The organism is Pseudomonas sp. PDM05 (assembly GCF_014851685.1).
Lineage (GTDB): Bacteria > Pseudomonadota > Gammaproteobacteria > Pseudomonadales > Pseudomonadaceae > Aquipseudomonas.
Genome location: NZ_JACVAC010000010.1, coordinates 124,022 through 145,355 on the forward strand (window position 1 = coordinate 124,022; position 21,334 = coordinate 145,355).

22 protein-coding genes are annotated in these 21,334 nt (G+C 62.1%); 15 read left to right on the forward strand and 7 right to left on the reverse strand.

Going from position 1 to position 21,334, the window contains the following annotated elements; all coding sequences use genetic code 11:
* Positions 1 to 126: 126 nt before the first annotated feature.
* From IB241_RS19630 to IB241_RS19690, 13 genes are all read left to right on the forward strand, one after another.
* A complete protein-coding gene (locus tag IB241_RS19630) occupies positions 127 to 621 on the forward strand; it encodes a prepilin-type N-terminal cleavage/methylation domain-containing protein (protein ID WP_192299955.1) in 495 nt (164 codons plus the stop codon).
* On the forward strand, positions 596 to 976 hold the full coding sequence (locus tag IB241_RS19635) for a type II secretion system protein (RefSeq protein ID WP_192299869.1): 381 nt from the start codon (positions 596 to 598) through the stop codon (positions 974 to 976). The genes IB241_RS19630 and IB241_RS19635 overlap by 26 nt, the downstream gene beginning before the upstream one ends.
* Positions 963 to 1,469 (forward strand): Tfp pilus assembly protein FimT/FimU, encoded by a 507-nt coding sequence (locus tag IB241_RS19640; RefSeq protein WP_192299870.1) that lies wholly within the window; start codon positions 963 to 965, stop codon positions 1,467 to 1,469. Before IB241_RS19635 ends, IB241_RS19640 begins: the two co-directional genes overlap by 14 nt.
* A 74-nt stretch (positions 1,470 to 1,543) precedes the next feature.
* Positions 1,544 to 2,992: an N-acetylglucosamine-binding protein GbpA gene (gene gbpA, locus IB241_RS19645; RefSeq protein ID WP_192299871.1), complete on the forward strand. Its 1,449-nt coding sequence runs from the start codon at positions 1,544 to 1,546 to the stop codon at positions 2,990 to 2,992.
* Between the two features lie 252 nt (positions 2,993 to 3,244).
* The gene (gene gspG, locus IB241_RS19650) at positions 3,245 to 3,676 is read left to right on the forward strand and encodes a type II secretion system major pseudopilin GspG (RefSeq protein WP_192299872.1); all 432 of its coding nucleotides are present in this window, start codon (positions 3,245 to 3,247) and stop codon (positions 3,674 to 3,676) included.
* A 1-nt stretch (position 3,677) separates the two neighbouring features.
* Positions 3,678 to 4,142: a transglycosylase SLT domain-containing protein gene (locus IB241_RS19655; protein WP_192299873.1), complete on the forward strand. Its 465-nt coding sequence runs from the start codon at positions 3,678 to 3,680 to the stop codon at positions 4,140 to 4,142.
* Positions 4,139 to 5,323, forward strand: coding sequence for a type II secretion system F family protein (locus IB241_RS19660; RefSeq protein ID WP_192299874.1), 1,185 nt, complete (start codon positions 4,139 to 4,141; stop codon positions 5,321 to 5,323). Before IB241_RS19655 ends, IB241_RS19660 begins: the two co-directional genes overlap by 4 nt.
* A 4-nt stretch (positions 5,324 to 5,327) precedes the next feature.
* The gene (locus IB241_RS19665) at positions 5,328 to 6,968 is read left to right on the forward strand and encodes a GspE/PulE family protein (RefSeq protein ID WP_192299875.1); all 1,641 of its coding nucleotides are present in this window, start codon (positions 5,328 to 5,330) and stop codon (positions 6,966 to 6,968) included.
* A complete protein-coding gene (locus IB241_RS19670; RefSeq protein ID WP_318652606.1) occupies positions 6,949 to 7,674 on the forward strand; it encodes a hypothetical protein in 726 nt (241 codons plus the stop codon). The genes IB241_RS19665 and IB241_RS19670 overlap by 20 nt, the downstream gene beginning before the upstream one ends.
* Complete coding sequence (locus tag IB241_RS19675) at positions 7,671 to 8,225, forward strand: hypothetical protein (RefSeq protein WP_192299876.1); 555 nt, start codon at positions 7,671 to 7,673, stop codon at positions 8,223 to 8,225. The genes IB241_RS19670 and IB241_RS19675 overlap by 4 nt, the downstream gene beginning before the upstream one ends.
* Positions 8,226 to 8,231: 6 nt before the next feature.
* Positions 8,232 to 8,768, forward strand: coding sequence for a hypothetical protein (locus tag IB241_RS19680; protein ID WP_192299877.1), 537 nt, complete (start codon positions 8,232 to 8,234; stop codon positions 8,766 to 8,768).
* Positions 8,765 to 9,253: a hypothetical protein gene (locus IB241_RS19685; RefSeq protein WP_192299878.1), complete on the forward strand. Its 489-nt coding sequence runs from the start codon at positions 8,765 to 8,767 to the stop codon at positions 9,251 to 9,253. The genes IB241_RS19680 and IB241_RS19685 overlap by 4 nt, the downstream gene beginning before the upstream one ends.
* Positions 9,254 to 9,268: 15 nt before the next feature.
* Positions 9,269 to 11,209, forward strand: coding sequence for a secretin and TonB N-terminal domain-containing protein (locus tag IB241_RS19690; protein WP_192299879.1), 1,941 nt, complete (start codon positions 9,269 to 9,271; stop codon positions 11,207 to 11,209).
* A gap of 119 nt (positions 11,210 to 11,328) precedes the next feature.
* On the opposite strand, the gene IB241_RS19695 is transcribed toward IB241_RS19690, so the two are convergent.
* The 6 genes from IB241_RS19695 to IB241_RS19720 all read right to left on the reverse strand — a co-directional run bounded on the left by IB241_RS19695 (position 11,329) and on the right by IB241_RS19720 (position 19,109).
* The gene (locus IB241_RS19695) at positions 11,329 to 12,099 is read right to left on the reverse strand and encodes an electron transfer flavoprotein subunit beta (RefSeq protein ID WP_192299880.1); all 771 of its coding nucleotides are present in this window, start codon (positions 12,097 to 12,099) and stop codon (positions 11,329 to 11,331) included.
* Positions 12,100 to 12,109: 10 nt separating this feature from the next.
* Positions 12,110 to 13,330 carry an electron transfer flavoprotein subunit alpha/FixB family protein gene (locus IB241_RS19700; RefSeq protein ID WP_192299881.1) on the reverse strand — a complete coding sequence of 407 codons (1,221 nt, stop codon included), beginning with the start codon at positions 13,328 to 13,330 and terminating at the stop codon, positions 12,110 to 12,112.
* Positions 13,330 to 15,273, reverse strand: a complete 1,944-nt coding sequence (dgcB, locus tag IB241_RS19705) for a dimethylglycine demethylation protein DgcB (RefSeq protein ID WP_192299882.1) — start codon at positions 15,271 to 15,273, stop codon at positions 13,330 to 13,332. The genes IB241_RS19700 and dgcB overlap by 1 nt, the downstream gene beginning before the upstream one ends.
* A gap of 173 nt (positions 15,274 to 15,446) precedes the next feature.
* The gene (gene dgcA / locus IB241_RS19710) at positions 15,447 to 17,507 is read right to left on the reverse strand and encodes a dimethylglycine demethylation protein DgcA (RefSeq protein ID WP_192299883.1); all 2,061 of its coding nucleotides are present in this window, start codon (positions 17,505 to 17,507) and stop codon (positions 15,447 to 15,449) included.
* A 15-nt stretch (positions 17,508 to 17,522) separates the two neighbouring features.
* On the reverse strand, positions 17,523 to 18,053 hold the full coding sequence (locus tag IB241_RS19715; RefSeq protein WP_192299884.1) for a DUF5943 domain-containing protein: 531 nt from the start codon (positions 18,051 to 18,053) through the stop codon (positions 17,523 to 17,525).
* Positions 18,054 to 18,131: 78 nt separating this feature from the next.
* A complete protein-coding gene (locus tag IB241_RS19720; RefSeq protein WP_005792153.1) occupies positions 18,132 to 19,109 on the reverse strand; it encodes a dipeptidase in 978 nt (325 codons plus the stop codon).
* A gap of 219 nt (positions 19,110 to 19,328) precedes the next feature.
* Between IB241_RS19720 and IB241_RS19725 the strand changes: the two genes are divergently transcribed.
* Together IB241_RS19725 and IB241_RS19730 are read left to right on the forward strand one after the other, a co-directional pair.
* Positions 19,329 to 19,730: a lysozyme inhibitor LprI family protein gene (locus IB241_RS19725; RefSeq protein ID WP_192299885.1), complete on the forward strand. Its 402-nt coding sequence runs from the start codon at positions 19,329 to 19,331 to the stop codon at positions 19,728 to 19,730.
* Between the two features lie 41 nt (positions 19,731 to 19,771).
* A complete protein-coding gene (locus IB241_RS19730) occupies positions 19,772 to 20,188 on the forward strand; it encodes a DUF3010 family protein (RefSeq protein WP_192299886.1) in 417 nt (138 codons plus the stop codon).
* A 99-nt stretch (positions 20,189 to 20,287) separates the two neighbouring features.
* On the opposite strand, the gene IB241_RS19735 is transcribed toward IB241_RS19730, so the two are convergent.
* Complete coding sequence (locus tag IB241_RS19735; RefSeq protein ID WP_192299887.1) at positions 20,288 to 21,232, reverse strand: GlxA family transcriptional regulator; 945 nt, start codon at positions 21,230 to 21,232, stop codon at positions 20,288 to 20,290.
* Between the last annotated feature and the right edge of the window lie 102 nt (positions 21,233 to 21,334).

The window sequence follows — 21,334 nt, forward strand, 5'->3', positions numbered from 1 at the left end:
GCGATTGTGGGTAACCCGCGCAACTGTACAAAAAACATACGGCATCTACACTGACTGTTGCATCCAACTTCACAAGCCTGGGTTAACGCGGACGTCCTTGGCGCAACAACAGGAGAGACCACGGTGATCTGGCAGGGTCAAACCAGCCATCACTGCGCCAAAGGTTTTACGCTGATTGAGTTACTACTGACGCTGGCCCTGCTGGCCACGCTTGCGACAGTGGCATATCCGCTGACAGCACTGATGGGAAAACGTGATCGTGAACTCGACTTGCAGCGCTCGTTGCGGGAGATCCGGCGCGCCATCGATTCCTACAAGGAAGCCAGCGACGACGGACGCATTGAAAAGAGCGTCACCGACAGCGGCTACCCGCCCACCTTGCACGCACTGGTGGAAGGCGTGACGGACAAAACCAACCTGCAAGGCCAAAAACTCTATTTCCTGCGGCGCATTCCTCGCGATCCCGTCTGCGAGTGTCCGGAACTTGCGCCTGAAAAAACCTGGCAGCTGCGCAGTTACAAGAGCAGCGCCGACAGCCCGCAAGAGGGGGAAGATGTCTTCGACGTTTCATCGCGCAACACTCGGGAGAGTTTGAATGGAACGCCCTACAACACCTGGTAATCGGGGTTTTACCCTGATCGAGTTGCTGGTGGTCATGGCCATCATCGCGACCCTCATGACCCTCGTGACACCCCAGTATTTCCGCCAGCACGCCAAGGCCCAGGAAACCGTGCTGCGCCACAACCTGTCGTCGATCCGCCAGGCCCTGGACCAATACCGCGAAGACCACGGCGCCAACCCCGACAGCCTGCAAGCCTTGGTGGATAAGCGCTACTTGCGTGAGATCCCCCGGGACCCGGTGACCGGCAGCCGCGACACCTGGCAACTGCAACCCTCCGACGAACAAGGCCTGGGCGACGTGCGCAGCGGCGCACCCGGCACTGCCAGCGACGGGAGCGCCTATGCCGACTGGTAAACCACGCCAACACGGCTCGGTGTTCATGGGCATGTTGGTGACGGTGGCCGTGGTGGCCGTCATGTTGATGCAGGTGGGCACGCTGTGGTCCAGCGTGTTGCAGCGCGAGCGTGAGTTGGAATTGCTCGCGCGGGGCAACGAGATTCGTCGGGCGATCGGCCTGTATTACCGCGAGGGCAACACCTTTCCCAAGTCCCTCGAAGACTTGGTCCAAGACCGCCGCCAACCCACCGTCAAACGCTACCTGCGCAAGCTCTACAACGACCCCCTGAGCGGCACCACAGACTGGGGCGTAGTCGCCGGGCCGGGTGACACCATCATGGGCGTATTCAGCAAAGCCCACGGCACACCGTTCAAGCAAGGCAACTTTGCAGTGATCAATCAGAGTTTTACAGGGCAAGGCAGTTATCAAGGGTGGGTGTTTCTGTATGGCTCTGTACAGAGTAGCCCTCCAACCCGCACCGCTCCCATGGGAGATCAGCTGAACCGATGACGTGAATGCATTTACACAACTGGTCGTTCCAGCAGTTCGGAACTTGTTTATCTGAATTGAAGGTGGAATAGAGCATGAACAACTTATTTCGATATATGAGTGTGCTTCAAAAGTACGTGCTGGCAGCCTGTATGTTGATGCCCATACAGACCGTTTTTGCCCATGGCGATGTGGACGGTTCACGCGCTGACAAGTGCAGCAAGGGACAGAACATTAACTGTGGCGGCGCACAATGGGAGCGACAAAGCACAGGCGAAACATACAAGGGCTTTCCCAATGGCAAAGGCGGCGCACCCGGGCAAGGCCCGGTTGATGGCGAAATTGCCAGCGGCAGCAATCAGCGCTTCGCGGCCCTGGACGCCCAGACAGCCACTCGATGGAATAAAACGGATATTTCAGATTCGAATGTCTCGTTCAGATGGACCTTTACCGCGCCACACCCGGCCACCATGTATGAGTACTTCATTACAAAAAACGGTTGGAATCAGAACCAACCTCTCACACGTGCGTCATTCGACCCCGCACCGTTCTGTAGCATCAACGCGGGCAACGTGGTGCCTGCCACGGGGCTCACTCACAACTGTGTGATTCCCCCTGGCAAGAGTGGTTACCACGTTATTCTCGCGAAGTGGACCGTTGGTGACACCCCGATGGCATTTCACAAACCCATTGACGTGAACATCGAGATCGGGCCGGGCGTACCGGGCATGCAAAAGATCGGCAGTATTTTGCCCGTAGACACCTTACTGCCCGGAGATTCGGTCAAGGCACGTGCGTTCAGTAGTTCTGGGGAAAGCCAGACTTATTCCGTTTCGACCACGATCGGAACGCCAGAAGAAGGGATGCCGGATGCTTGGCCTCGTGTTCTCGCGAAAAAATTCAATGACACTCAAACATTGGTCAAAGCAGGCAAGCCTCAAGCCGATGGAACGATTGTTCCCGAAAGTGGTGAAAATGATATTTACGCCGCCCCGGCAAGTTTGATAACGCATTACGAGATAGAGAAAGACATCAAGGAAAATCCTAATGCGCGCATGACCATATCCGCCCTCCCTGCTGAAAACCAACTGACGGATGGCAAATATGATCTGAAGTTCACCGTCATTGCCGACCCGACAATGAACGTGGAAACCACGTTATTTGATGCTGCCAACAAAGCAGTAGGGACCGCCAAAGGCGTTGTAGGCAACACGGGCGCCTGGCTGGACATGGCTGTCCGTTCTCAGCCTGGGCTGCATACGCTCATTGCAACAGGAACAACCGAAGATGGCCGCACGTCACGCCAGTCTTCAGCCCCTCTCACACTGACCGGCACGGGTGAATCGCAAAAATATGACTTCGTATTCCCTGAGCAATTGAAGTCATACAAAGCGGGAACCCTCGTACTTCAACCCAAAAATGGCAAGGTTTACGAATGCAAACCGGGAAGCGTCGCCGGGTGGTGCACGATATGGACGCCGAGTGCGACCCAGTACGAGCCAGGATCCGGATCTAATTGGGAGGATGCCTGGATCGCCAAATAAGCACACCGACAACGCCATTCAGAACCTAGCGTAAACATTGAAGCGCCGCGAGAACCTCGCGGCGCTTTTCCAAAAAGGTTTGTTATTCACAATAACGATATAGAAAAGTGCCAATCGTTATAGGGTGCCCTTCGGCGCCGCATAACGACCGACGCTACAGTTGAAATAAGTACTGGTTCTAACGCAGTCCTACCGGCGGTGCCCGCTCCCCCTGCGGGCCGGAAGAGTTACACACAACCGTCGGGTATCGCCATGCGCACACGCACGCTTATCCACAGCCCCCAACACGGCTTCACCCTGCTGGAGCTGCTCGTCGTCCTGCTGATCATCGCGCTCCTCGCCGGCTACGTTGGTCCCAAAATGTTCGACCGGCTCGAGCTGGCCAAAGTCCAAACCGCCCAGGGCCAGATGAAGTCCATCGCGGATGCCTTGAACCAGTACCGCCTGGACAACGGCAACTACCCCGACGAAACCCTCGGCCTCAACGCCCTCACTACCCGCCCCGCCAACGCAGCGAACTGGCAGGGGCCGTATCTGAAAACGCTGCCGCCAGACCCCTGGGGCAACCCGTACATTTTCAAGAACCCCGGCACCCCGCCCAACGATGCCGAGATCATCTCGCTGGGCCGCGATGGCAAGGCCGGCGGTGTAAACACCTACGCCGACATCGTCTACGGACTCTGACATGCACACGCTGCGGATCGCCCTGACCTTGCTGTGCCTCGTGGGCACCGCCCAGGCCGACTGCTGGCAGTTGGCGGCCAGCCGTTATCACGTCGATCCGCTGTTGCTGTACGCCATCGCCAAGGTCGAATCCAACCTCAACCCCAACGCACGCAATCTCAACGGCGACGGCAGCCAGGACCTGGGCCTGATGCAGATCAACAGCCGCCACTTGCCCGCCCTCGCCCGCTTTGGCATCACCGAACAGCAATTGATCAGCCAGCCCTGTACCAGCGTGATGGTCGGCGCGTGGATCCTCGCCGGGTTTATTCAACAGACGGGTTATGGCTGGCAGGCGGTCGGCGCGTATAACGCGGGCGCCCGGCCGGATCGTGCGACGCGGCGCTCAAGCTATGCACTGGCGGTATGGCGCTACTACGGCGCGTTGCTGCAACAGCGCGAGCAACTGGCGAGGCCGGCACCATGATCGACATCGACGCCCGCATCATCCGTGACGGCCATTTGCAGACCCTGCGCCTGCAAGCCAGCGACCTCGCCCAGGCGCGCCAGCAACTGCAAGCCGATGGCGCCCAGGTTGTCTCACTGAAAACCCGTCGCCAGCTCAAGTTGCCCAGCCGCCGCGCCAAGTTCGCCCTGGGCCTGTTTATCCAGGAGTTGGTGGTGTTGCTCGACGCAGGCCTGGTGCTGGTGGAAGCCGTGGAGACCCTGCGCGACAAGGCGCCGCCGGGGATCAACCGCCAGGTGATGAGCGACTTGCTGGCCTCGATGTACGAGGGCAACTCACTGTCCAAGGCCATGCAGCTCAAGCCACAGACCTTTCCCGAGTTGTTGATCGCCACCGTGGCGTCCTCCGAACACAGCGGCCAACTGGCGGTGGCCCTGCGCCGTTATCACCACTTCGAGGCACACCTGGAGAGCGTGAAAAAACGCGTCAGCGGTGCGCTGATGTATCCCTTGGTGGTGCTCAGCGTCGGCGCGCTGATCCTGTTGTTCCTGCTGTTTTTCGTGATCCCGCGGTTCGCCTCGGTGTTCGACTCGGTCAGCGACCTGCCCGCCACCGCACGTTTCATGGTGTGGTGGGGCGCGCTGGTGGAGACCCGTGGCCGCGAATTGTTGAGCGCCGTGGTGCTGGCGACTGTCGGCCTGGTGCTGCTGTTGCGCAGCGCCGCGTTCAAGCGTCGCGTCGCCGACCTGTTCTGGAAGATCCCCAGCCTCGGCGCCCAGCGCACGCTGTTTGTCCTTGCGCGTTTCTACCGCACCGCCGGCATGTTGCTGATGGGCGGGATGCCGGTGGTCACGGCGGTGCACATGTCCGGCGCACTACTGCCCGCCGAGCGTCAGGGCGCGCTGCGCCAGGCCATGACCGACATCCAGGCCGGGCAGCCGCTGTCCACGTCCCTGGCCCGCCATCAACTGACCACCGCCGTCGCCGAACGCCTGTTGCGGGTCGGTGAACAGAGCGGTGAACTGGCGGCGATGTGCGAGCGCATCGCGCAATTTCACGATGAAGCGCTGGAGCGCGCCATCGAACTCTTCAGCAAAGTTTTCGAGCCTCTGTTGATGCTGGTGGTGGGCGGCTTGATCGGCCTGATCGTGTTCATGTTGTACATGCCGATCTTCGAACTGGCAGGTTCCATTCAGGGGTAGCGCCATGAGCGAACAGACACGGCAATGGCAAGCATTGGCGCAACAACGCTCGATGTCCTTGGCCAACTACCTGCTGGAAGTGCTGGACAAGGCACCCGATCAACTCGCAACCATCGCCACCCCCCTGGGCCTGACGCCGATCAAACCCAAGCACCTGACGGAAAGCCATTGGCGTTTCGACCTGCTGCCACTGCCCCAATCGCTGATGCACAACGTGCTGCCCCTGGACTACCAGGGCCACCCCTGCCTGGTGCTCGGCGACCCGTTCACCCTGGCCAATCGGCACTGGATCCAGTCCACCCCCAACCTGCATTCACTGCCCCTGGCGATGAGCCTGCCGGGCGCGGTCAAGGCCCAGTTGGCGCTCGCCGAAACCAGCCAGCGCGTGATGCAGCCGTTTGGCGAGGACAATGAAGACGCCCGCGTCGGCCAGGCCGCCCAGGAAATCTCCCTGAGCAGCATTGCCCGCGACGACAACCCCGTGGTGCGCCTGATCAACTCCATGTTGTTTGATGCGCTGCAAAGCCGCGCCAGCGACATCCACCTGGAGACCAACCCCGAAGGCCTGGACATCAAATACCGCATCGACGGTGTGCTGCAAGCGATGGGCAAGGCCAACGGCCTGGACATGGCCGAGCAGGCGCTGTCGCGGATCAAGGTCCTGTCGGAGCTGGACATCGGCGAGCGCCGGGTGCCCCAGGACGGGCGATTCAAGATGAAGATCCAAGGCCGTGAGGTGGATTTTCGTGCGTCGATCATGCCCAGCATCCATGGCGAAGGCGCGGTGCTGCGGATTCTCGACAAGTCCCAGCGCGGTGAATCCCTGAGCCTGGAAAGCCTCGGCCTCGCCGCCGACACCATCGCCCGCATCCGCCTGCTGGCCAGCGAGCCCTACGGCATGCTGCTGGTGACCGGGCCCACCGGCAGCGGCAAATCCACCACGCTGTACGCGACCCTGTCGGAGATCAACACCGGCGAGAAAAAAATCATCACCATCGAAGATCCGGTGGAATACGAACTACCCGGTGTGCTGCAGATTCCAGTGAATGACAAAAAGGGGCTGACCTTCGCCCGTGGTCTGCGCTCTATCCTGCGCCATGACCCCGACACCATTCTGGTCGGGGAAATCCGCGATAGTGAAACCGCCGGCATCGCGGTGCAAGCCGCACTCACCGGGCATCTGGTGATGTCCTCGGTGCACGCCAACAGCGCGTTCAGCGTGCTTGAACGCTTTACCTACATGGACGTGGACCCAGCCAGCTTCGTCGAAGCCCTCAACGGTGTGGTCGCGCAGCGTCTGGTGCGGCGGGTGTGTCCGGATTGTGCGGTGAATGCCGAACCCGACGCCGACAGCGCCCGCCTCGTCCAGCTTGCCGATGACCAACTCAAACACGGCCACTACCGCGCGGGCAAAGGCTGCGACGCCTGTCGTCACACGGGTTATCGCGGACGGCTCGCCCTGGCGGAAGTGCTCACGCTGAACGACAGCATCAAGGAGGGCCTGCTCAACCGCAGCTCGGCAGCCACCTTGCGCGAGCTGGCACGTGAGACCGGCCATGTGTTCATGCGCGACATCGGCCTGGCCCATGCCGCCCAGGGCCACACCACGATCAAGGAGATCCTCCGTGTCCTTCCCTTTCATTGAGCATGTGGTGTGGCTGCACAGCAGCGGCGCCGTCTGGGCTGCGCGCCCGCGCTGGCGCGGTGCAACGGTATGGCGCGCGGAACAGGCCGGCGAACCCTTGGCCGCCTGCGCCGAACTGCTCGCACAGGCGCCGCGCGGTCGCGTGCGCTTTCTGGACCGGGCCAGCGTGCTGCTGGGGTTTCCCCACGTGCATTACCTGATGCTGCCGTGGCAAGCCGACCTGCATCGCCACACTGACTGGCAGGGCTTCGCCGAAGCCACGTTCAGCCAACAGGCCGGTATCGACAGCGAACATTGGCAGGTCCAGGTCGCCAACAGTAGCTTCGGCCGCGATCGCCTGGCGGTGGCCCTGCCACGGGACCTGCTGCAAGACATCCGCGAGCTGTTCAAGCTGGCGCACCTGCCCCTGGTGAGTTGCACACCGCTGCTCACGGCCGTGGCCCAGCGTTACTGGCGATACCTGCCCGAAGACTGCGTGCTGGCCGTCCCCGAATCCAGCGGCCTCAGTTGCCTGTATCGACACAGCGGTGCGCCGTCCCAGGTGTGCGTGCTACCCACCCGCCCCGACAGCCACTTGAGCGACAACCTGTTCACCGCCGACCTGCTGGCACAGCAACAGGCGACGACCACGCTGATCGTCGCCAATCGCCCTGTCTCGCCCTGGCTGGGGCCCTTGCATCCGTGGCTGGAGGAATCGTCCACATGAAATCCCGGCTCGCCAGCGCCTGGCACACCCTGCGCACGCCCCAGGCGCCAGCGGTGGACTTGCAACGCCCCGACGGCGTCCATCGGCCGCTGGTCGCCGTGCTGTGGCTGCTCACGCTGGGAGTGCTGCTCAACACCTGGTTGCACTGGCAGCGCATGGACCAGCAGCAACGCCAGACCGATGCACGGGAGCAGCAGTTCATCGAGCTGACGCGACGCCAGGAGCAATTGATCCAGGCTGCGAGTCGTCTGTCGCCCCGGCAGAAACAACAGCTGGCAGCGTTATCCAAGCAAGCGGCGACACCCTTCGCGCTGATCGACGCTGTGGCGCAAGCCTGGTCCGCCGACGTGGCCCTGACCCGGGTCGAGGTCAACACCCAGACCCAGCTGTTGCACATGGAGCTGGAGGCCAGGCGGCTGGGCGATGCGTTCCGATTTGTCGAACGGCTCAAGGCCCAGCCGCGGCTGCACGTGAACCTGCAACAAAGCACCCTCAAGACCAATGACCCGCAACACCCGGTGCAGGTCAAGATCGCCGTGGGCGCGGGGTAATCGCCCATGGACGCGTTGACTCGTCACCTGCCGCGCGTGCGCTGGCACCTCATGCAATGGCAACGGCGCCTGGGCTCCTGGGGGCTGCTGGCATTGGCCGTGATGGCGACTGCACTGGTGGTCGAAGTCGCGGTGATTCAACCGGCGGGCATCGTCGACCGCCAGCGCCGCCAGGAACTGGAGGCCGGCATCGCCGAACGGCCCCAGGAGGTGCAAGTCACGGAACCGGCGGCCGTCGAAAAAATGCCCAGTGCCGACGACTTTGCGCTGCGTCTGGAACAGCTGCTGGGCTCCCTCACCCAACGCGGCTTCGTGATCGAGCAAACCACCCTGGCCTACTCCGCCCCCGGCGACACCGGGCTGCAACGCCTGGACGTGGAAATCCCGTTGGTCGGGCCCTACAGCCTGCTGCGCGAGGCGTTGGTGGACATCGCGCAACAGCCGGCAGTGCGCATTGAAAACCTCATGCTGGAACGCAAGGAGATCATCAGCAGCCGGCTGAACATCAACCTCAAGATCAGCCTGCTGGGGGTGACGCAATGAAGCTGCCCCTCTATCTACGCGTGTTGTTGCTGCTCACCGTCATCGGCTGCGCCTGGCTGTTCTGGCAGGACACGCCGGACAGCCCGGTCAGCGCCCCCACGGCAGTGGCCGCCAAGCCGGTGGCCGCCGCACCGGCACCCCAGCCCGTGAACGCACCGGCGGCCATGGTCGAGCTGTTCCCCGCGCAAACCTGGACACCCCCGCCGCCACCGCCGATACCTGTGGATAACTCGCCGCCCAAACCGCCGCCGCTGCCATTCACTGTCAGTGCGCAATGGCGCTACGAGAACCAAGCGAAAATCGTCGTGCTGCAAGGCAACGGCAGCCAATACACCCTGTGCAACCGCTGCTCCGTACCGGGACGTATCGTGCCCGGCAAGATGCTCGACGCGCACTACCGGCTGGACAAACTCACCGACACGCTCGTGGTGCTGACCTACATGCCGCTCAAGCATGTCAGCACCTTGCGCCTGGATACTCACTGATGAAGGGGAATGATCATGTGGATGCGTACATCGATTCCCCTGGGCCTGGTGCTGATATTGCTTACCGGCTGCGAGACCGATCGAGCGATCAAGCACAGTGACGAACTGCGCCAGCAAGGCGACATCGTGCGCTCGGTCGAAGTGCTGCAAGCCGAAGCCAAACAGGCGCCCGACGATGTGAAATTGCGCACCGCCCAATTCAGTAAGCTGGAGTTGCTGGTCGCCCAATACAGCCGCGAAGCCAGCGCCGCACTGATGCGCGGTGACGACGCGGCCGCCATTCGCGCGCTGCAAATCATCCTCAAGTACGACCCCAGCAACCTCGGCGCCCGCCAGGAAATCCAGAACATCGAGGCGATGAAACAACTGCGCCCGCAACTGGCGCGGGCCTATGAAATGAAACGCGCCAACCCGGTCGAAGCGCTCAACCTGGTGCGCCAGATCATTGCGCAAAAACCCAACTACCGAGAGGCCCTGGATTTTCGCAACGCCCTGACCCGCGAATTGGTGAGTGCCGACTACCTGAGCGCCGACCTGTCCGAAGCCATGCGCAAACCCCTGAGCCTGGAGTTCAGCGCCCAGAGCCTGAGCACGATCTTCGAGACGATAGCGCGGCTGTCGGGGGTCAATTTCGTCATCGACAAAGACGTCAATCCCAGCGCCTCGGCGAGCATGAGCGCCAGCCGCACCACCGCCGAAGATGCGCTGAACCTGCTGCTCGCGACCCAGGGCCTGGACAAGAAAATCCTCAACAACAATACGATCCTCGTGTACCCCAAGCGCCCCGACAAAGAGCGTGAATACCGTGAGCTGGCCGTGCGCACCTTTTACCTCAGCCATGGTGACGCAAAGATCGTCGCCGCCGAGATCAAGCAAGTGCTCAAACCCAAGGAAGTGCTGGTGGACGAGCGCCTGAATGCGGTGATTGTGCGCGATGGGCTGGATACGTTGAGTGCGGTGGAGAAGATGGTCGAGGCCATCGACATTGCGCAATCGGAGGTCACTATCGACATTCAGGTGCTGGAGGTCAGCCTGACGGATGAACTGAATCTGGGCATCCAGTACCCGGAGAGTCTCGGCTTGTCGGTGGGCAACCTGGCCAACGTACCCGCGGGGCTCGCGGGTGTGCCGCTGAGTGCACTGCGCGGGATCAATGGCGACAACATCCTGCTGGACTCAGGCAGCACCTCGGCCCGCATCAATATGCTGCAACGCAGCGGCAACACCGTGACCCTGGCCAACCCGAGGGTGCGGGTGCGCAATCGCGAAGAGGCCCAGGTCAATATCGGCGACAAGATCCCCGTGGTCACCACCACGACGGCCAACCTGGTCACCACCTCATCCGTGGCGTACCAGGACGTGGGGCTACAGATCAGGGTCAAGCCCAATATCAGCCTCAGCGATGAGGTGAACCTGGAAGTGGATGTGGAGATGAGCCATATCACCAAACGCATTGCCGGCTCGGAAAATGTGCCTGCCACTTTTGAATTGGGTTCGCGCTCGACCAGAACCTTGCTCACGGCGCGCAACAATGAAACCCAGGTGGTCTCAGGGCTGATTCGCACCGCCGACGTCGAGGACGGCTCGGGCTTGCCGTGGTTGAGCCAGATCCCATGGATCGGCAAAAAGCTGTTTGGCACCAATCAGAGTACCCAGCAGAAAACCGAGATCATCCTGCTGCTGACCCCCAGGATCGAACGCAACCTCGACCTGCCGATTTCCCAGATCAGCACCTTCCACAGCGGCACCGAGGCGCGCAGTTCGACGGAGGGCATGATCCTGCGTGATACCACCGAGAAGATGACGCTCAAGCCCACCGGCGGCGATCCAACGCCCTCGATACCGCCACCGATGCAGCAACCGAATGCCAACTGGGCACCGCTGCCGCCGCCGTTGCCGGACTTGCTGCCCCAGCCAGCGCCGGTGCCGACACCTCAAGCCCCACAGGCACAATGAAGATCAATTGTGGGAGCTGGCTTGCCTGCGATGGAGGCGGGTCAGCTTGCACGGCCTTAGCTGATGGACCGCTATCGCTGGCAAGCCAGCTCCCACATGGTTTTGCATGGGTTCCCTAGTTAGCGGACTACACCCTCTTCCACCAACAACTTGAGGATCGCCTGGGCGCCCTCCTCCGCGCTCACACCCTTGAGCACTTGCCCACCACCGCCACTGGCCTTGGCCGTCGCGGCTTTCATCCGGTCGGCACCGCTCTTGGCCTTGATCACCTTCAAACGCTTGGGCCGTGGCTTGGCCGGTTGCAGCACTGCGGCGTTGAACAGTTCATCTTCTGCCACCTCAACCTCATGCGCCGCCAACTCACCACGTTGCGCCGGGCCGTAGGCACTTTGCCTGGGCTTGGGCGCGGCGTTGTCCACCGTGGCCAAAAACGGCAGGCGCACCTTCAAGCGCCGCCGCTGGCCGCGAGGCAAGGCTTGCAGCACATGGGCCACGCCGCCGTCGATGGACTCCACTTGCGCCAACCCGACAATCAACGGCCAGCCCAGTTGCTCGGCGAGCAGGAACGGCAACATGCCCGAACCTTCGCCGGTTTCCGCCTGGCTGCCGGCGAGCACCACGTGGGCACCGGCATCGCGCAGGTATTCACTGAGCACCGGCAAGGCATCGCTGCCCGCCGGTTGTTCCAGCACATGCAGTTGCGGCAGGCCCATGCCCAAATAACTGCGCAAGGTCGGCTCGGCGATGTTGCCGGCATGCAGCACCTGCAATGTATCCCCAGCCAATTGCAGGCCCAGCTCCACCGCGCGCGCGTCCTGCTCGGCGCGGCGCGGGCGCCCGGAGGTAGGGTGGGCGCCGATGGACACCAGGCTGATTACATTCGTGGTCATGGTCATGTCCTTAAGCGGCATCGCGCTTGGCGCCGTTGCGGTAGGTCTCGACTGCAGCGATCAAGGCTTGCAGGATCGCGGCACTTTCGCCGATCACCGACAGGTCGGCACGCTTGATCATGTCGCAGCTCGGATCGAGGTTGATCGCCACCACCTTGTCGCAGGCGCCGATGCCTTGCAGGTGCTGGATCGCCCCGGAAATCCCCACGGCCACATAGACACGGGCGGTGACCCAGGTGCCGCTGGCGCCGACCTGGCGATCACGGCCCATGAAGCCATCGTCCACTGCCACCCGCGAAGCGCCTTCGGTGGCACCCAGTGCGGCGGCAGTCTGGTGGAACAGCGCCCAGTCCTTCACGCCGTTGCCGCCAGAGAAAATGAACTCCGCCTCGGCCATCGGAATCGCTGCCGGGTCCACGGCCACCGCGCCGAGGTCCTCGATACGCGGCAGGCTGCGCGCCAGGGTTGTGGATAACTCCACGGGCAGCACTTCGTGCCGGGTTTCGCTGACGGGTTCAGCGCATTCCACGGCAGCCAGGATCAGGCGCGGCAGTGGCCGGGCCAAGTCTTCCTGGCCCGCGCCGGCACGGCCGATGCACTCGTCGCCCTTGATCTGCCACACCCGCGTGGCCGGACGCTCCTTGAGGCTGGCGGCAAACCGTCGTCCCAGTTCCCCACCGCCACTGCGGCTGTCCGGCAGCAGCCAGTGACGCGGGTTGAACTGGTTATCCACAGCCCGCAAACCTTGCACGCGTTGCTCCGGTGAATAACCGTCGAACTCGTGGCCTTCCAGCACCAGCAGGCGATCCACGCCCGCAGTGGCAAACGTGTTTTCCTTATGCTCGCCAAACACCACCGCCAGCACTGCGCCGTCGCTGCCGGCAAGTTGCCGGGCGAGGCCGAGCAGGTCGCGGTCGTGGCTGCTCAGGCGGCCACCGACCATGTCCGGCACCACGTTGATGTAGAACGCCGGCGCCGCCACCTGATGCAGCGGCAACTGCACTTGCACTGCCGCCGTGCGTTTGGCCGCGCCGCCCTGCTGGGCGCCGCTGCGGTCGATGCGCTTGATGCCGTTGGGGCCGATAAAACCGACGCCATGCACGTTCTTGCGGACGATGCCGTTAGGCCCCATCCAGCTATGTTGTACGGGCTGCATCGCTGCGTGCAGCGGGTGCAGACGGTTGCGGGCGATCCATTCGGCACGGGGGTCGCGGCGGATAATGTCGCTCATCAGTGCACCTCCGCAGGTTCACGCTTTAAAGGGGCTTTGCTCGGTGCGGCGTCTTCAAGCAATGCGTCGGCCACCAGCTCGGCGATGTCCTTGATCAACGGCCGCGGTTCAACCACGCCTTCGAGCATCGCCGTGCACTGTGGACAACCCACGGCCACCAGTTCGGCGCCGGTTTCGCGGATGTCTTCCATGCGCATATCGGGGATACGTTGCTTGCCGGGAATGTCGGTGATCGGCGCGCCGCCACCACCGCCGCAGCAGCGGGAACGGAAGCCCGAGCGTTGCATCTCCTTGACCTCGATACCCAGCGCACGCAGCACTTGGCGCGGTGCCTCGTACTCGCCGTTGTAGCGGCCCAGGTAGCACGGGTCGTGATAGGTCACGCTGTTGCCTTTGTGCTGGCCCAGGTTCAGCGCGCCTTCGCCGATCAGCTCGGCCATGAAGGTGCTGTGGTGCTGCACGAGGTAGTGGCCGTTGAAGGAGCCGTACTCGTTTTTCAGCACGTGGAAACTGTGCGGATCGCAAGTGACGATGCGCTTGAAGCTGTACTTGGCCAGGGTCTGGATATTGCGCGAGGCCAGCAGTTGGAAGGTGGCTTCATCGCCCAGGCGTCGGGCCACATCACCGCTGTCGCGCTCTTCGAGGCCCAGTACGGCGAAGTCGACATTGGCGGACTTGAGCACTTTGACGAACGCACGCAGGGTGCGTTGGTTGCGCATGTCGAAGGCGCCGTCGCCGACCCAGAACAGCACGTCGGCACTGCCTTTGTCGCTGAGCAACGGCAGGTTCAGATCCGCCGCCCAATTCAAGCGCCCCCCCGGTGCGAAGCCGCCAGGGTTGTCGGTGGCGATCAGGTTTTCGAGGACTTCGGCGCCCTTGTTCGGCGTGGCGCCCTTTTCCAGGGTGAGGTGGCGGCGCATGTCGACGATGGCGTCCACGTGCTCGATCATCATCGGGCACTCTTCCACGCAGGCGCGGCAGGTGGTGCACGACCACAGGGTCTCGGCGTCCACCAGGCCATTGACGATCGGCTGATGTGGGTTGCCGCTGTGTTCACCGATGGCTTTGCCTGGGTACGGGCTCCCGGCGAACTTGGCATCGGTGCCACCGGCCAGGCCGACCACCATGTCCTGGATCAGCTTTTTCGGGTTCAGCGGCTGCCCGGCGGCGAATGCCGGGCACGCGGCTTCGCACTTGCCGCACTGCACGCAGGCGTCGAAACCGAGCAGTTGGTTCCAGGTGAAATCATTGGGTTTCTCCACCCCCAGGGGCGCGGTTTTGTCGCTCAGGTCCAGCGGCTTCAGGCCGGTGGAACGGCCGCCGCCGAAACGTTCGGCGCGACGGTGCCAGGCCAGGTGCAGGGCACCGGCGAAGGCGTGTTTCATCGGGCCGCCCCAGGTCATGCCGAAGAACATTTCGGACACGCCCCACAACACACCTACGCTGAGCAGCGCGGCGAGCAGCCAGCCGCCGAAGTCCGCCGGCAGAATCCCGGCCACTGGCAGGGTCACCAGGAAAAAGCTCACCGAGAACGCCATCAGGCTTTTCGGCAGGCGCATCCACGGGCCTTTCGACAGGCGTGCCGGCGGGTTGCGCCGACGCAGGTAGACAAAGGTGGCGCCGACAAACATCAGTACCGAGGCGAGCAGCAAGGCATAGCCCAGGATGCGGTTGTGCAGGCCGAAACCGTGCACCAGGATCGCCAGCAACGCCGACAGCACAAAGCCCAGCGCCGTGGCGACGTGGGTGTTGGCGATGTATTTGTCGCGAGCGACCACGTGGTGCAAATCGACCATGTAGCGCTTGGGCATGGCCAGCAAGCCGCCCAGCAGGTCGACTTTGGACGCGCGGCCACGGCGCCACATCATGACGCGCCGCAGCGCGCCGAGGACGGCGAGGCCCAGGGCGGCAAACAATAAAATGGGAAGCAGGGTGTTCAACATGGTGAAGCTCCCAAAGACCACACAGGTCTACTGTGAAACTGGCCCCAAATGTGGGAGCGGGCTTGCTCGCGAATGCGGTGTGTCAGCTGACGCATTCGGTGGCTGATTCACCGCATTCGCGAGCAAGCCCGCTCCCACATTTTTGACCGAGTACACATTGGTTCAAGGCTGGGTCAGAAATCCTTGCACAAGCGCAGGGCGTCATAGATCGCGGCGTGGGTATTGCGCTGCGCCACACAGTCACCGATGCGGAACAGCAAGTACCCATCGCCCGTCTCGCTCAGGCACGGTTGCGGTTTGATCGCGAACAGCGCTTCGACGTCGATCTGGCCCTTGTTGCGCGAGCCTTCCTTGAGGGCGTAGTAGATGGCTTCATCCGGACGCACGCCGTTCTCGACGACGACCTGATCGACCACCCGCTCCTCTTTGGCGCCGGTGTATTCGTTCTCCAGCACCGCCACCAGCTTGTCGCCCTCGCGGTAGACCTTTTCCAGCATCATGTCGCCGGTCATGATCACTTCCTTGGGGTACATGCTGCGGTAGTAGGTCGGGAACGACGTACCGCCGATGGCCACGCCTGGCTTGATGTCGTCGGTGACGATCTCGACCTGGCTGCCTTTGTCCGCGAGGAAGTCCGCCACCGACATGCCGGTGAACTCGCAAATAGTGTCGTAGACCAGCACGTTCTTGCCCGGTGCAACCTTGCCGTCGAGCACGTCCCAGCTGCTGACCACCAGGCCTTCAGCCGCGCCCCAGTGTTCGTTCTGTTCCACGTTCGGATGGCCACCGACCGCCAGCACTACCACGTCTGGACGCAGGTCCATGATGGTGTCGGCGTCGGCCGCGACGCCCAGGCGCAGGTCGACTTTCAAGCGCGCCAGCTCCAGCTGATACCAGCGGGTGATGCCGGCGATCTGGTCGCGTTGCGGGGCTTTCGACGCGGTGGTGATTTGCCCGCCGATGAATTCTTTCTTTTCCAGCAGGGTCACGTCGTGGCCACGTTCGGCCGCCACACGCGCGGCTTCCATCCCGGCAGGACCGGCACCGACCACCACGACCTTGCGTTTGACGCCGGTGGTTTTTTCGATGATGTGCGGCACGCCCATGTATTCACGGGACGTCGCGGCGTTCTGGATGCACAGCACGTCCAGCCCCTGATACTGGCGGTCGATGCAGTAGTTGGCGCCCACACACTGCTTGATCTGGTCGATCTGGCCCATCTTGATCTTGGCGATCAAGTGCGGGTCGGCGATGTGTGCACGGGTCATGCCGACCATGTCCACATAACCGCCTTCCAGGATGCGTGTGGCCTGGTTCGGGTCCTTGATGTTCTGCGCGTGCAGCACCGGGACCTTCACCACTTCCTTGATCCCGGCCGCCAGGTGCAGGAACGGCTCCGGCGGGTAGCTCATGTTGGGGATCACGTTGGCCAGGGTGTTGTGGGTGTCGCAGCCCGAACCCACCACGCCGATGAAATCGAGCATGCCGGTGTCGTCGTAATACTTGGCGATCTGCTTCATGTCCTCGTGGGACAAGCCGTCCGGGTGGAACTCGTCACCGCACAGGCGCATGCCTACGCAGAAGTCGTCACCGACCTCGGCGCGCACGGCCTTCAGCACTTCCAGGCCGAACTTCATGCGGCCTTCAAAGGTGCCGCCCCATTCGTCGGTACGCTTGTTGACGCGCGGGCTCCAGAACTGGTCGATCATGTGCTGGTGCACGGCGGACAGTTCCACACCGTCCAGGCCACCGGCCTTGGCGCGGCGTGCGGCCTGGGCGTAGTTGCCGATCACGCGCCAGATTTCTTCCGGTTCGATGGTCTTGCAGGTGGCACGGTGCACCGGCTCACGTACGCCGGACGGCGACATCAGGGTCGGCCAGTTGAAGCCGTCCCAACGCGAGCGACGGCCCATGTGGGTAATCTGGATCATGATCTTGGCGCCATGCTTGTGCATGGCGTCAGCCAGGTTCTGGAAGTGCGGGATGATACGGTCGGTGGACAGGTTCACCGAGCTCCACCATTCCTGGGGGCTGTCGATCGCCACCACGGAGGAGCCGCCGCAGATCGCCAGGCCGATACCGCCCTTGGCTTTCTCTTCGTAATACTTCACATAGCGGTCGGTGGTCATCCCGCCGTCGGTGGCATACACCTCGGCGTGGGCGGTACTGAGCACGCGGTTGCGGATGGTCAGTTTGCCGATCTGGATCGGCGCAAACATTGCTTCGAAAGCCATGGCACGGTCCTCGGCTTACAACGGCTTGACGGTGAACAAGCCATCATCGTGGCCCTCTTCGGAGCCTCCGTAGACTTGTTCGGCGACGGTGCGGATCTTGCTGCCACGCGCTTGCAGGATCTGGTCCATGGCACCGGCAAACCAGCCGGTGAACATGTAGTCGACTTTGCGCCCGACCTTGCCGTACACGTAGACGAAGGCCGAGTGTTCCAGCTTGACGCTGGCGGTGCCTTTGTCGAGGTCGATGTCCTGGATCTTGAACAGGCCCCAGCCGCGTTGCGACAGGCGCTTCATGTAGTGCTCGAACACCGCGACGCCTTCCAGGCCGTGGCATTCGGCTTCTTTTTCACACCAGTGCCAGGCGGATTTGTAGCCGGCTTTGTAGAGGATCTCGGCGTAGGCCTCGGCGCCCAGCACTTCTTCGATACCGATGTGGTTGTTGACGAAGAAATGGCGCGGCACGTACAGCATTGGCAGGGCGTCGGAGGTCCAGACACCGGTCTCGCTGTCGACTTCGATTGGCAATTGCGGGGCGATCTTGGCCATGGAAACTTAACTCCAGAAAAATTCTTGTTAATGCCCCCGGGCGCGGACGGCCGGGGGAGAAGATGTGTTGGCGGTGGCTTATTCGCCCCAGACGTCCTTGAGGACGTTGACCCAGTTTTCGCCCATGATCTTGCGGACCACGCGCTCGGGGTGGCCGCGCTTGAGCAGGGTTTCGGTGAGGTTGGGGAACTCGCCCACGGTGCGGATGCCCAGCGGGTTGATGATCTTGCCGAAGCTGGTCAGGCGGCGGGCGTAGCCCTTGTCATGGGTCAGCATTTCAAAGAAATCCTGGCCATGGCCCTGGGTGAAGTCGGTGCCGATGCCGATGGCGTCTTCGCCGACGATGTTCATGGTGTATTCGATGGCTTCGGCGTAGTCGTCGATGGTCGAATCGATGCCCTTGGCCAGGAACGGCGCAAACATGGTCACGCCGACAAACCCGCCGTGGTCGGCAATGAACTTGAGTTCTTCATCGGACTTGTTGCGCGGGTGCTCTTTGAGCCCGGACGGCAGGCAGTGGGAGTAGCACACCGGTTTTTTCGATTCGAGGATGACTTCTTCGCTGGTCTTGGAGCCGACGTGGGACAGGTCGCACATGATGCCGACACGGTTCATCTCGGCGACGATCTCACGACCAAAACCCGACAGGCCGCCATCACGCTCGTAGCAGCCGGTGCCGACGAGGTTCTGGGTGTTGTAACACATCTGCACCACGCCAACGCCGAGCTGCTTGAAGATCTCGACGTAGCCGAGCTGGTCTTCAAACGCGTGGGCATTCTGGAAGCCGAAGATAATGCCGGTCTTGCCCTGCTCCTTGGCGCGGCGGATGTCGGCGGTGGTTTTCACCGGGATCACCAGGTCGCTGTTTTCACGGATCAGGGTCTGGCTGGCCACGATGTTATTGATGGTGGCCTGGAACCCTTCCCACACCGACACGGTGCAGTTGGCGGCGGTGAGGCCGCCTTTGCGCATGTCCTCGAACAGGTCGCGGTTCCACTTGGCAATAATCAGCCCGTCGATAACGATGCTGTCGGCGTGCAATTCGGCTGGGCTCATCAGGCGTCCCCTTATTGGCGATTCATGCGCCGAATCGTCTGCCGGCGCTTTGGGGCCAGCATATGCCCAGGGGCCGACAGAGCCGGGTGCAAAAACGACAGGGGAATTGCCGAAAGCGTCAATCCACGACAAAGGCTAAGAACAGAGGCCTGACTGGCGACTGTTCTTTGTCCTACTCTTGGGCCAGAATTCCCGCATCACCTGATATGAGACGGCGCAATGAAATCGATCTTCCTGGCTTTGGCACTCATCGCAACCGGCGTCCACGCGGCCGAAGACACCGACAGCACGCCGTGCGATGGCATCGAAAACGACAAACAAACCCTGGAATGCGCTACCTACAACAAAACCACCGCCGAGCAACTGCTCAAGGATAACTACCAGGGCCTGCTGGAACGCATGGCGGCGACCTACGGCAGCGACAAAACCAAGCTGGCAGACATTACCGCTCGTCTGAAGGATGCCCAGCAGAAGTGGGAAAAACTGCGAGATGCCGATTGCGCCGTGGACACCTTCCCGGCGGTAACGGGCACCAAGGCCTATGCGATTGCAGTGAATGACTGCCTGGCGCGCATGAGTGACGAGCGGTCGGAGTTTTTGGAGTCGATTGGCCAGGAATAAGCGACAATCCCCGGCACTTTCCGTTTGAAACAAGGCTATTCATGAAGACTTGCGGCATCGAAATCAAAGGCAGCGAAGCCATCATCGCCGTCGCCTCCCTGGACAACCAAGTGCTGAGCCACGTCGCCCTGGCCACCAAGAAGATCGCCCTGGAAGACGACGACGAAGCCGCCAACGTCAAAGCCTTCGCCGCGCAAGTGAAGGCGTTTGTGCAGGCCAACGGCGTCGAGCGCATCGCGATCAAGAAGCGCAGCAAGAAGGGTGAATTTGCCGGTGGGCCGACCACGTTCAAGATTGAAGGGGTGTTTCAGTTGCTCGACGGTGTGGAGGTGACGTTGTTGTCGCCGCAGACCATCAATGCGCAGAACAAGAAGCACAATTTTGATCTGCCCGCGACGCTCAACAAGTACCAGCACGAAGCCTACAAAGCCGCCTGCTCGGCCCTGCTGAAGAAATAAGCCACACTGATACTCGGTGCAGCTCTGAAATTGAGTTTTATACCCAATGATGGCGGCAACTATAATTTATAGTCGCCACTGTAATTGGCTAAAAAATGATCAAACCACCTCCCGTCGCCGATCCTCCCGTGGGCACTTGGCAAACCGCGCCCGATAGCTACGGGTGAAATACGACGGCGACTCAAACCCGCACGCAATACTCACTTCCAGCACGCTCATGTCGCTCTGGCGCAGCAGTTGCCGGGCCTTTTCCAGGCGCAGGCCGAGGTAGAAATTGCTCGGGGTGTCATTGAGGTGCAAACGAAACAGGCGCTCCAGCTGGCGCCGAGTGACCTTGATCGCCTCGGCCAGGGCCAATGTGCTCAGCGGTGGCTCGGTGTGCTGTTCCATCTCGCCGATCACTTGCACCAGTTTCTTGTTGTTGATGCCGTAGCGCGTGGCGATTTGCATGCGCTGGTGGTCTTTGCGTGGGCGGATGCGGCCCAGCACGAATTGCTCGGAAACCTGGATCGCCAGGTCGGGGCCATGGGCCTGGGCAATCAGGTCGAGCATCAGGTCGATGGACGCGGTGCCGCCGGCGCAGGTGATGCGACGACGGTCGATCTCGAACAGCTCCTGGGTCACGGTCAGGTGCGGATACGATTCCTTGAAAGCGTCGATGGCTTCCCAGTGCAGGGTCAGGCGGTGCCCATCGAGCAGGCCCGCCTCAGCCAGCACACAAGCGCCGGTGTCGATGGCGCCGAGGGTTACGCCCTCGTGGTCGAGACGGCGCAACCAGTGCTCCAGCGCGGGCGTGGCGAACTGCAAAGGTTCGAAGCCAGCGACAACCAATAATGTCGCGCCTTTCTTCAGCGGCTCGAGCGCCGCGTCGGCGTTGACCGACATGCCATTGCTCGCCAACACCGCGCCGCCGTCGGCGCTCAGCACGTGCCAGCGGTACAGCTCGCCACGAAAGCGATTGGCCACCCGCAGCGGTTCCAGCGCGGAGATAAAGCCGATGGCCGAGAAGCCCGGCATCAGCAAAAAATAGACATCCTGGGACATGGTGGCGCTCTCGTCGGACGGCCAGCGTGGCACTGTGATACTCCCGTTCGCGGGTGGTTTCAAGGGGGCAGGTCGCTGCAGTGCAAGAGTCGGTCGCCGCCG